Raw genomic sequence first — 11350 nt, 5'->3', positions numbered from 1 at the left:
TATATTCGTCATCTTGGTACCATCCCCTGCTGAACACTATAAAAAATCTCCATAATATAGTCATTTAAAAAAGTATTATAGACTGGCATCAAACCAACTGTAATAAATAGCAACACTAATAAAATAACTACTTTTAATGGTATACCTATAACAAACATATTCATTTGAGGAACTGTTCTAGCAAGTATACCTAGGCCACAGTCTACTATAAAAATAACACCTATAATTGGACTTGCTAATTTAAAACTAAGTTCAAAGAAAATACTTCCTGCTTGAATCATTGTAAAGACTAATTCTTCACTAAATACAGCTTGAGTGACAGGAATCATTTGAAAAGATTCTACTAACCCTCGTATAAACCAGTGAAATCCTCCTGATGCCACAAAAAGTGTAGAGAATGCTAAATAGTAAAAACGCCCAATTAAAGGCGTTTGTGTTCCACTTGTTGGGTCAAATAAATTACTCATACTAAGCCCACCCTGCATACTTATCATCTGTCCTACGAAATGATAAAGCTGGAAAAAAAGTGATACTGCAAAACCTAAAACAAGACCTACTATACATTCTTTTATCACCCATATAAAGTAACCTACAATAGATAGATGTGTGACATCTAATTGTACAGGCACAGTATTATAGACTATAAGTGTTAAAAACAAGGATAAGCCTGCTTTAAAAATAGCTGGTATCTTTGCCTCTAAAGTAATAGGCATAACGTGTATAGCAAACAAAATTCTACAAAAAATTAATAGTGTCACAGGTAAATGTTGTAATATAGCTAATGTATTAAGTAACATAATGATTCACCTATAAAAACTGATTGAAACTTGCAAATAAACGTGTTATAAAATTCACTAAAGTAGTCATAATCCAAGATCCAAAAATAATAATCGCTAAAAATACACCTAGAATTTTAGGTATAAACGCTAAAGTTTGTTCTTGAATAGATGTCGCCGTTTGAAAAATACTGACTACCAAACCAATGACTAAGGCGACAAGTAACGTTGGCGCTGAAACTTTTATCATGGTCATAATTGCCTCACGCATTACATCTAATACTAATTGTTCCATATTGTCACCTCTATCTAAATGTTTGGATCAATTGTCCAATAAGTAAATTCCATCCATCGACTAGAATAAATAATAAAATTTTAAATGGTAGAGCTATAGTAGCTGGTGGTAACATCATCATCCCCATACTCATTAACGTGGATGCAACAACCATATCCATAACAATAAATGGTATGTAAATTAAAAAGCCTATTATAAATCCAGCTCTAAGCTCACTAATCATAAAAGCTGGTACAATAACATGCATTGGTAACTCCTGGGCAATCTGTGCATCTGTTGCAAGGGGCTCCCTACCTGATAGATCCATAAAAAGTTTTATATCTTCATCACGTGTCTGACGAAGCATAAATTCTTTAATAGGTACAAGTCCTCTTTCTACTGCTTCCTCTTGTGTAATTTGTTTTGCTTCATATGGCTTTAATGCTGTTTCATTGATTTGGGTTGCCACTGGACTCATTACAAAGAATGTAAGAAAAAGTGCAAGTCCAATAATGACTTGATTAGGTGGCATCTGTTGTGTCCCCATCGCTGACTTTAAAAAGTGCAATGAAATAATAATACGGGTAAAGGATGTCATCATAATTAAGATAGATGGTGCTAATGCCAATATGGTTAAGATAAAAAGCATTTGTAAACTTTGGCTAAGCTCTAAAGGGCTATCTGCCGTACCTACCTCAAGAGAAATACTTGGTAATGATACGCTACTAGCATAAAGATGTGTTGCTTCAAAGCAACACATCCCTATTATCATTGTTAATATTAAGTACTTAAAAGTTTTCTTATTTATTTTCATTTTGTGTCTCCTCATGATCTTGCTTAAAATGAGCTAAATACTCATTAAAACTAGACTCCTTGTAAGCATCCAACTGCAAGTCATTTGGATCTAATTCCTTGCAATAACTAATTCCTTCTTTTGTACTTCCTATAAGATGATAAGTTTTTCCTGTTCTTACAATAGATAAGCATTGACCTTGTCCTATTTGTAAGACTTCTATCATTTGAAGGTTTTTTGTCTTTTGTCCACCTTGTTTAACCTGTGCAATTTTTTTTGTTACAAAATACGTCAATGCAAGTACTCCAACAAATATTATAACCAATGTCACAAGCTCTACTACTGCACTGAAAAACCCTCCATTGTTCATATACTTAGCCTACTACTTTTCTAACAGCTTCAAGTACACGTTCTGCTTGGAATGGTTTAACAATAAAGTCTTTTGCTCCTGCTTGAATAGATTCAATAACCATTGCTTGTTGTCCCATTGCTGAACACATGATTACTTTTGCATTTCCATCTATAGCTTTAATATTTTTTACTGCTTGAATACCATCCATCTCTGGCATTGTAATATCCATGAGAACTAAGTCTGGTGTAAGTTCTTTATACTTTTCAATAGCTTTTACACCATTTTCTGCTTCTCCTACTACTTCATACCCATTTTTTGATAAAATGTCCTTAATCATCATTCTCATAAATGCTGCATCGTCTACAATTAATACGCGGTTTGCCATAATTTTTTCCTCCTAAATTCTACTTTCTGGGTTTATGATATCTGTAATACGAATACCAAAGTTTTCGTCAATCACAACGACTTCACCTTTAGCAATGAACTTGCCATTTACAAGTACATTTACGGGTTCACCTGCTATATGGTCAAGTTCAACAACGCTTCCAGGACCAAATTCTAAAATTTCTTTAATTTTCTTTTGTGTACGCCCTAGCTCAACAGATACTTCTAAAGAAACATCCATAAGTACATCCATATTTTCTTTTGGATAGACTTGTTGAGGTGCTCCAAAGTTCGGGAACTCTGGTTTTTGAACTTCTATATCACGTAGTGTTTGTGTAGGTCTTACTTCAGGTACACCATAATTTGGCATTTGGTTTGGATAGCTCCCCATTTGTTGGGAATAATCAGGTTGAGCATAGCCTGGTTGAGGATAGCCCATGTGTGGGTAACCTTGTTGTGGATAGCTGCTTCCTGCTTGTCCATACTCATTTGCCATTACTTGTGGCATTGGTTCTGTAGCACTTGGCATTGATTCATTATGACTTACAGATTCTATATATGATGATGGTTGCTGTACATCTTCTGTCACTGCTTGTGTTGCTTCTACTTGAATATCAGCTTCCATACTTCCAGCAAATAAATTACTTACTAAGCTTTTTGCAAATTTAATTGGTAATACTTGCATCAATTGACTATCAATGATATTTTCTTCTACTTGCATCCTAAATGAAATTTTTACAATTGGATCTGCACTACCTAAAATCTTTACTAGTTCCTCTTGAGCATAATTCAATTGAATGGCTTCCGATGGACTAATATCAATTTTCTTTGAAAACATTTGAGATAATGATGTAGAAGATGAACCTATCATTTGATTCATTGCTTCTGCTATCGCACTCAAATGAAGTTCCGAAATAGGTTCATCTGATGCTTGACCTGGTCCTCCCATCATTAAATCTGCTATGATTTTAACATCATTTTGGTTTAAAATCATAAGGTTTGTTCCCGTTAATCCTTCTGTATAACCGACTGAAACAGCAATTAAATCATCTGTTACTTGACTCTTAAAACTTTCTAGAGTCATTACCTCAACAATAGGTGTTGTAATCATAACTTTATGATTTAAAAGAGCAAACAAAGTTGTTGCTGCTGTCCCCATACTAATATTTCCTATTTCTCCTAATGCATCAATCTCTTCTGGTGTTAATACCTCATCGCTACCAGATGATATTTCATCATTTGAGACTAACCCTCCTAGTAATGCATTAATTTCTTCTTGGGAAAGCATTTCTCCTGTCATTAGTCATCCTCCCTCTTTATTACTTCTGTAATCTTAACTGCTGATTTATTTTTATATGTTCCCACTTGCCCTTTAAATTTTAATAATTGGCCTACATAAAGATCGATATCTGATTCGATATCTTTATCTAAACTAATAATATCTTGTGTTTGTAGTTCAAGAAACTCTTGCACTGTTATATGGGTTTTACCAAGAACAGCTTTGATTGGCATTTTTGTATATTGAATCATATGTTCAATATTTTTTTCATACTCATGATTATGTACACGCTCGTTTTGTGCAAACCAAAATCTTGTATTTAATTTATCCATTATTGGTTCGATTACAATATGAGGAATACACAGATTAAGCATGCCTTCTACATTTCCTAACTTAATGTTAAATGTAATAAGGGCCACCATCTCATTAGGTGAAATAATTTGTGCAACTTGGGAGTTTGTTTCAATCTTTTCAAGCATAGGAGAAAGTTCTACTACATTTTCCCATGGTTCAATTAAAAGATTTGCAAATTGTGCAAACATCTTTTCTAATATAATACGTTCAATTTCTGTGAACTCTCTTATTCTGCTCATAGAACTTCCACTACCACCAAGGACGCGGTCAATAATCGCATAGCCCATATTAGGTGAAAGTTCTAAAATAACTGAACCCGATAGAGGTGAGAAATCTATAATTGATAAAATAACTGGATTACTTAATGAATTTGTAAACTCTGAGTAAGTAATCGCCTCAGCATTAATGACTTCAACCGGCACTAAGTTACGTAAATACCCTGATAAATATGTAGAGATTAATCTTGCATAGTTTTCGCATATAATCTCTAGTGTTCTAAGTTGTTCTTTTGAAAACTTAGACGGTCTGGTGAAGTCATAAGGTTTAATGATTTGTTTTTTCCTATCTTCTTTGATTTCTTCAACATCTATCTCACCAGAGGTTAAGGCCTTAAACAAATCATCAATTTCACTTTGTGAGAGTATTTCACTCATCGTTTCACCTCCTTACTCGTCTCTTATTGTACAAAGAAATCACTAAAGTAAACAGTTTGTATAATTTCTGTACCTAATAAAGCATTAATTTCTTTTTTTATCATTTGTCCAAGTTTATCTTTTTCTAACTCATTATACGTTTGACTTCTAATTAATGAAATAATTTTATCACGAACAATGATTTGTTTTTCTGTAAAATCTACTGTAAAAGTCTTGTAATCTTTATCTTTTGTATTAATTTCAAATCCTAATGATACACGTGCAATATGCGGAATATTATCTTTATCCATTTTTAGATTTGCATTAACTGATTCATCCAAATAGACAATAGCAAGTGCACTTTTATTGACCTTTTCTTCTGAAGATGTTTCTTTTTTAGCATCATTCATCATCATAAATACAGTTACACCACCTGCCACTGTAACAAACGTTAAGATAATGATTGATATAATTACAAAAATCTTAAATTTTTTATCCATCTCGTTCCACCTTTATTCTCTAATTTTCCTTTGTAAGCTTAAGCTCAACACGTCTATTAGCAGATCTACCTTCTGGTGTATCATTTGTTGCAATTGGTCTATATTCACCATACCCTTCTGCTGAAACAGTTTCTGGTGAGAAGTTCATATCAGCAACAAAGAATTTTGCTACAGCAATAGCACGTGCTGCTGAAAGTTCCCAGTTACTTGGAAATTGTGGCGTACGAATTGGCAGATTATCTGTATGCCCTTCTAAACTAATCTTATAGCCTTTATCAATATAAGAAAGTAAACCTTCACCCAAAGTTCTTAAAACTTCTTGTGCTTCAGGTTTTAAATCTGCTTTTCCAGTTTCAAATAAGAGAACATCTTCAAAGCTGACAATAATAGCATCCCCTTTATGTTCAACACCAACTTTATCTTGAAGCTTTTCTTCATATATAAACTCTTCTAAATTTTCTTTAATCCCTTGTAACTCTTTGATCTGCTGATAATTTTCAAAGTCACTTACTGAAACCATTTGTTGATTGACAGGGAACTGTTGAATACCATTACCTAACATTCCATTATCATTTAAAATCACTTCTCCACCATCTAAAATACCTGATGATCCTTGAAAAGATTCAATAAATGCTTTAAATTTAGCTGAATCTATAGTAGACATAGAAAACATTAATACAAAGAAAGTTAGAAGAAGGGTCATCATATCACCATAGGTATTCATATATGCTGGTGCACCCTTTTTAGGTTCATCCTCTTTTCTTTTCATGATTTATCTCCTTCTAGTTTTCAGCATTTATATTCTCATCGCTAAAACTATTTCTTACTGATGGTGATAAAAAGGCCTTTAATTTCTCTTCAATAACACGAGGATTTTCACCTGCTTGAATCGATAGGAGCCCCTCTATCATTACCTGTTTTAAAAGTAACTCATCATTACTTCTTACCTTTAATTTATTTGCAACTGGAGTAGCAAAGAAGTTTGCTATCATGGAACCATACAATGTTGTAATTAAGGCCACGCCCATTTTAGGACCAATTGTTGATGGATCATCAAGAGAATCAAGCATGGCTATAAGTCCAATAAGTGTTCCAATCATCCCCCATGCAGGTCCAAATTCTGCAAATGTACTCCAGAATCCTTGATTATCTTTATGTCTAGATTCAATAAATGTTAATTCTGTTTCCATAATACTTCTTACAAGTTCTGGATCGGTTCCATCTACAATAAGTAAAATACCTTTTTTAAGGAAAGGATCATCCATTTTTTGAGCCATTTCTTCAAGTGCAAGTAGCCCTTCTTTTCTTGCCGCTAAAGCCAGTTCATTAATTTGTTGAATAAGACCTGTTGCATCTAATTCAACATTAGAAAATGCATGTTTAACTGTTTTTAGCCCTTCAAGAAATTTTGGAAGAGGGTATGCAATTAATAATGCTGATATTGATCCCCCTACTACAATCATAACAGAAGGTAAGTCAAAGAATAGACTTATCCTCCCATTTAAAAGGATTGATATAATAACAAATACAAGCCCAAGTACCAACCCTACTATTGTTGAAATATCCATCTAACCACCTCTTTTATCTTAGACTGGTATATAAATAAGTCGCTTATAGGTAATAACTTTCTGTATTACTATCTCTTCCGATTCTTGAACCACATATTTTTTACCAGTCTGTGTTGTAATTACTGTATCTGGGGTTGTCTCAATTGATTCAATCAATTCTGCATTAAGTGAAAAGTTTGCCCCATTAAGCTTTGTTAATGTAATCATTTTATGACCTCACTTATTTCCCCTAATTATGTCTTATCGTTTTAGATTTACAAGTTCTTGTAACATTTCATCTGATACAGAAATAATACGTGAGTTAGCTTGGAAACCTCTTTGTGTTGTAATCATTTCTGTAAACTCTTGTGATAGATCTACGTTTGACATTTCAAGTACACCAGCTTGGAAGTTAGCTGCCATCCCAATATTATCAAAGTCTCCTGAGTTTGCTGTAGATTGGAATAAACTATCTCCTACTTTTTGAAGTCCTGCTGGGTTATCAAAGTTTGCTACAACTATCTGCCCAAGTAACTTAGTTGTTCCATTATCATAATGTGCTACAATTTTACCATCGCCTCCTACTTCAAAACCGGTCATTGCACCTGGCGCTTTACCATCCTTCGTTTTAGGGTCAACAGTAGTTTTTGAATTATATTGTGTAAGATTTGTAATATTAATATTTACACCTACTTCAGAACCCACTGTTGCATTAAGAGGTTTATCTTTACCTGTCTCAGGATCAATAGCTTTTGTTAAGTCAATTTTTGCTAAATCAAAGCTTACATTACCTTTTTCATCAACTGTAGCTCCTACTAGTTTATCCTTGCTCGCATCTAATTCACCTTTTTCCGTAAATGAGAACTTGATCCCATAAAAACCAGCTTCCGCCTCTTTAAATACATTACCAATAGGCACAGCATACTGATTTTTATTTGTATCTGTCAAAATAACAAACTCTCCATCTTTACCTGTAATCTTTTCCCCCTTAGGCTCTAGTGTCCACTGACCATTGTCAAATGTTAGGCTAATAGGTGTTGTATATAGATTTCCTAATGAATCGTACATTTTAATCTGTGTATCTATAGGAGACTTATTTTTATCTAAGTTTCCGCTTAATTCTACTGAAGTCGTTGTCTCTGGTTTGGCTGTACTATTAGATGGATCTGTAAGTACAATAGGCTGTACTTCTCCTCTTTCAATATCTGTTCCATCTTTACTTGCTGGCCACCCCATAACTTTCATTCCATTTGGAATAACTAAATTTCCTTCTTCATCTTGTCTTAATGCACCTGCACGTGTAAAATATGTACCCGAATCATCGCTTACAACAATAAAGCCATCACCATCTACCATTAAGTCAAATGGGTTATCTGTTCTTTGTGCTGCACCAGGTGTCATTAAAATATCAATTGAGGATACATTAACCCCTAGACCAACTTGCATTGGGTTACGTCCTCCACGACCTGTTTCATCACTTGCTGATGTACCACTTTGAAGTGTTTGTGAGAAAACATCTCCAAATGTTACACGTTGTGATTTATACCCTACTGTATTAACATTTGCTATATTATTACCAATAACATCCATCTTTGTCTGGTGTACACGAAGACCTGATACACCTGAATACATTGAACGCATCATACCCTTATTCCTCCTTATTTTGCCTCTTTAATTAAATTAATTTGTTTAAATGGTACATATTTGCCATCAATACAAGCATAAGTATCTGATTTTGTAACTACTACATATTCTACAATACCTGTAAGTTCTTGTTCATTGCCCTCTTTATCTTGAATTGTAGCTGATGCCCATTTATCTGTAATTGAAGGTACTTCAACAATATTTTGAACATTATCTAATTCTAGTTCAACTGCTTGTTCACCATTCCCTACAACGATATAAGAATTGCCATCTTTCATACGCACTTCTAACACACGTCCTTCTATAACAACATTTTCATAGATACCTGTTTCATTCTTAACTTCCATAGTACCTTGAACTGTTTTACCAATAAGGTCAAATGCTGAAGAATTTGCTTGAATATTTGAAGGATCAATAACTTCTTGGATATCTGATAGCTCTACTTCATGGCTACCTATGCCAATGAGTGTATTACTCCCTTTATTTTTAACATAGTCAACTCTTCCAAGAAGTAATTCTGTTTGTCCTGTTTCTGTATTTTTATATGTATATTGAACATAACTTCCAATCATACTATGAGCAAGCTGCTTATTTACAGTATCTGCAACATTCTTCATCTGTTCTAAAGCTGTAAATTGAGCAACTTGTGCCATCATTTCTTGATTGTCCATTGGGTTTAGTGGATCTTGATACTGGAGCTGTGTTACAAGAAGTTGCATAAACATATCTTTATTCAACTCTTGATTAATTACACGCCCCCCATCTCCTAATTGTATGTTCTCACTATTTGGTGAAACTATATTTAATGAACTCATCTTTTCCCCCTATACTTCATAATCTAATTCTAAACTTGTTAAACTTTTAGATGCTACCGAGTCTATTTGATTTTCTGCTAATATCTCATCCATTTGTTTAGCAATAAGTTCTTGAATACGTTTTGCAGATTTTTGCTTTTCCATCTCCATTTGAGAATGATGAGTATCTTTTTTTACCTCAACTTGAACATCTTGAATGACAAGTCCTTGGCTTTCTAGTCCTTCTTGAAGTTCCATAAGATGTTCTAAGATTAAATCTTTGGTTTTATCTTGTTCTACTTTAATGTGAGCAGTTACAACACCATTTTGCTCAATCATTTTAAAAGTAAGTTTACCTAGCTCTTTAGGTGCTAATTGCATTTCTAATTCTTTTAATGATTCAAGTTTAGAATAATAAATCTTTTCAAGTACTTGGCTATGAATAGGCATTTCTATTGAAGCTTTTGTTTCTGTTGTAAGTGTTGATAGATCATTTTGCCAAAACTCAATTCCTGGTTGCTTAGAAAGTTCTTGGATTGGTAAGGTCATAGATACTTCAGATACGTTTAGTAGTTCTTCTACTTCGCCTGTCACCTTTACATCTATTTTAGCTACTGCTAAATGTTCTTCCTTATCACTGATTTTATCTACTGCCTGGGTTGCTTCTAATATTTCTGGTGTTACTCCATTAGATAATATTTTTTCTTCTTGTCTTGGATTAGCCTCTACTATAACTTGAGTATTTTGAATAACTTCGCCTTGACTCACCATTGTTTCTTCAGTAATCACTTTATTTTCCGTATAGTATGTTGATTGAATAGTCTTTATGTCCTCAAATAATTTACTTAAAGCTTTTAAATCAACTTCACCACTTAAAAGTGACATCTCATCTTCACCTAATGCATCCATAACAAATGTCCTAAAGGTATCTTGGTCTGTCAGATCCATAACTGTAATCCCTTGTTCTTCTAAAAGCTTTGTCAATTCATCTGTTGTTAAATTAAGTTGACTTTCAAGTAAATTCATCATTAATACTGCAACATTTTCATTGACATCTACTTGTTCTTTCTGATTTTCTAGCTTCTCTTTAACTACAGAGTCTACCCTTTTATAAGTTTGATTTGTTTTATTCACTTTACTTTGTGACAGTGTTTGATCTTCATTTTTAGGTCTTTCAACACTAGATTGCGTCTTATCCATTGTCTTAGCGAAATTATCTTTTGAGTTAGTCTCTCCTGTCTTAAACTGATTTCCTAATACTTCTTTAGTATTCATATTAGGTGCTAACATTCCAATTAAAGTATTCATTGCTTGCCCCCTTCCCTTAATTTTGACTCGGTGCAATGAGTTTAATAACTTGGGCTGCTGTTGTTGCACTCATTTCATTTAAGATTTTTGCCTGCTGATCACTCTTCATATTTTTCAAGATATTTTTCACCAGTTCTGTATCTGTTGATAGCAGTTTTGTAAGTGCTGCTGCTGCTTCTTTAGCACTCATTTGCCCAATTGTCTTTGCAACTTCTTTTTGTTCTTTATTAAGTATTTCTTCTCCTTTTAATTCTCTATAAATGAGTTCTGCTGTATCCTTATAAGTTGCTTCAAATTGTTCCTTGAAAAGTTCTGGATTTTCCTCTGCTACTTTTTTGTCCCACTCATTTTTTTGAGCAATAAAGGCATTATAATTTTCTTCATATTGTTTAAGTGCATTAATCTTATTATTCAAAAGAGTTGTTTCATTTTCTAGATTAACTACTTTAAGCTGTTCATTAGCCAGAACTTCTTCTGTAGTTAATAGTTTTTGTTTAAGCTCTTCTTTTGAAAGCATATCATAAGGATCTTGGGTTCCTATTTCAGTTTTAAAAATTTGATTCAGTATAGGAATGTTTTTAACAATGGGAGCAATCTTTGATCTATTGATATAAAGCCCTCCGCCTATTAATACAACTATAGTAAGAGCAATGATTCCTTTTAATAAACCTTTTTTCTTTTTCTGTCTTGCCCCTCTTATTGCCTCTGGCATT

15 protein-coding genes are annotated in these 11350 nt (G+C 33.4%); all 15 read right to left on the bottom strand.

Features of this window, described 5'->3' with window-relative positions:
• Nucleotides 1-8 precede the first annotated feature (8 nt).
• Genes fliR through PBV87_RS13940 form a run of 15 tightly spaced genes read right to left on the bottom strand, consistent with a single transcriptional unit; the run spans nucleotide 9 to nucleotide 11349 of the window.
• Nucleotides 9-797: a flagellar biosynthetic protein FliR gene (fliR, locus tag PBV87_RS14010; RefSeq protein WP_271012671.1), complete on the bottom strand. Its 789-nt coding sequence runs from the start codon at nucleotides 795-797 to the stop codon at nucleotides 9-11.
• A 10-nt stretch (nucleotides 798-807) separates the two neighbouring features.
• Entirely contained in the window at nucleotides 808-1071 is a 264-nt protein-coding gene (fliQ, locus tag PBV87_RS14005) for a flagellar biosynthesis protein FliQ (protein ID WP_053983919.1), read from the bottom strand.
• Nucleotides 1072-1081: 10 nt separating this feature from the next.
• Nucleotides 1082-1864, bottom strand: coding sequence for a flagellar type III secretion system pore protein FliP (gene fliP / locus PBV87_RS14000; protein WP_330680432.1), 783 nt, complete (start codon nucleotides 1862-1864; stop codon nucleotides 1082-1084).
• Complete coding sequence (locus PBV87_RS13995; protein ID WP_271012670.1) at nucleotides 1851-2213, bottom strand: flagellar biosynthetic protein FliO; 363 nt, start codon at nucleotides 2211-2213, stop codon at nucleotides 1851-1853. Before PBV87_RS13995 ends, fliP begins: the two co-directional genes overlap by 14 nt.
• Before the next feature lie 4 nt (nucleotides 2214-2217).
• Nucleotides 2218-2580 carry a response regulator gene (locus tag PBV87_RS13990; protein WP_053983922.1) on the bottom strand — a complete coding sequence of 121 codons (363 nt, stop codon included), beginning with the start codon at nucleotides 2578-2580 and terminating at the stop codon, nucleotides 2218-2220.
• Between the two features lie 12 nt (nucleotides 2581-2592).
• Nucleotides 2593-3879, bottom strand: a complete 1287-nt coding sequence (gene fliY, locus PBV87_RS13985; protein WP_271012669.1) for a flagellar motor switch phosphatase FliY — start codon at nucleotides 3877-3879, stop codon at nucleotides 2593-2595.
• Nucleotides 3879-4865, bottom strand: a complete 987-nt coding sequence (fliM, locus tag PBV87_RS13980) for a flagellar motor switch protein FliM (RefSeq protein WP_271012668.1) — start codon at nucleotides 4863-4865, stop codon at nucleotides 3879-3881. The genes fliY and fliM overlap by 1 nt, the downstream gene beginning before the upstream one ends.
• Before the next feature lie 23 nt (nucleotides 4866-4888).
• Nucleotides 4889-5344 (bottom strand): flagellar basal body-associated FliL family protein, encoded by a 456-nt coding sequence (locus PBV87_RS13975; RefSeq protein WP_271012667.1) that lies wholly within the window; start codon nucleotides 5342-5344, stop codon nucleotides 4889-4891.
• Between the two features lie 19 nt (nucleotides 5345-5363).
• Complete coding sequence (locus tag PBV87_RS13970; RefSeq protein WP_053983926.1) at nucleotides 5364-6113, bottom strand: OmpA/MotB family protein; 750 nt, start codon at nucleotides 6111-6113, stop codon at nucleotides 5364-5366.
• Nucleotides 6114-6126: 13 nt separating this feature from the next.
• Nucleotides 6127-6912, bottom strand: a complete 786-nt coding sequence (locus PBV87_RS13965) for a motility protein A (RefSeq protein WP_271012666.1) — start codon at nucleotides 6910-6912, stop codon at nucleotides 6127-6129.
• 18 nt (nucleotides 6913-6930) lie between these two features.
• Complete coding sequence (locus PBV87_RS13960) at nucleotides 6931-7119, bottom strand: flagellar FlbD family protein (RefSeq protein ID WP_053983928.1); 189 nt, start codon at nucleotides 7117-7119, stop codon at nucleotides 6931-6933.
• Between the two features lie 33 nt (nucleotides 7120-7152).
• Nucleotides 7153-8535 carry a flagellar hook protein FlgE gene (locus tag PBV87_RS13955; RefSeq protein ID WP_053983929.1) on the bottom strand — a complete coding sequence of 461 codons (1383 nt, stop codon included), beginning with the start codon at nucleotides 8533-8535 and terminating at the stop codon, nucleotides 7153-7155.
• 14 nt (nucleotides 8536-8549) lie between these two features.
• On the bottom strand, nucleotides 8550-9350 hold the full coding sequence (locus PBV87_RS13950; RefSeq protein WP_053983930.1) for a flagellar hook assembly protein FlgD: 801 nt from the start codon (nucleotides 9348-9350) through the stop codon (nucleotides 8550-8552).
• 9 nt (nucleotides 9351-9359) lie between these two features.
• Complete coding sequence (locus tag PBV87_RS13945) at nucleotides 9360-10637, bottom strand: flagellar hook-length control protein FliK (protein WP_271012665.1); 1278 nt, start codon at nucleotides 10635-10637, stop codon at nucleotides 9360-9362.
• 16 nt (nucleotides 10638-10653) lie between these two features.
• A complete protein-coding gene (locus PBV87_RS13940; RefSeq protein WP_271012664.1) occupies nucleotides 10654-11349 on the bottom strand; it encodes a MotE family protein in 696 nt (231 codons plus the stop codon).
• Nucleotide 11350: the final 1 nt, after the last annotated feature.

The organism is Holtiella tumoricola (genome assembly GCF_027857615.1).
GTDB classification, from domain to species: Bacteria; Bacillota; Clostridia; order Lachnospirales; family Cellulosilyticaceae; genus Holtiella; species Holtiella tumoricola.
Note: the sequence above shows the minus strand (reverse complement) of the source record. Positions and strands in the feature narration are given on the sequence as shown.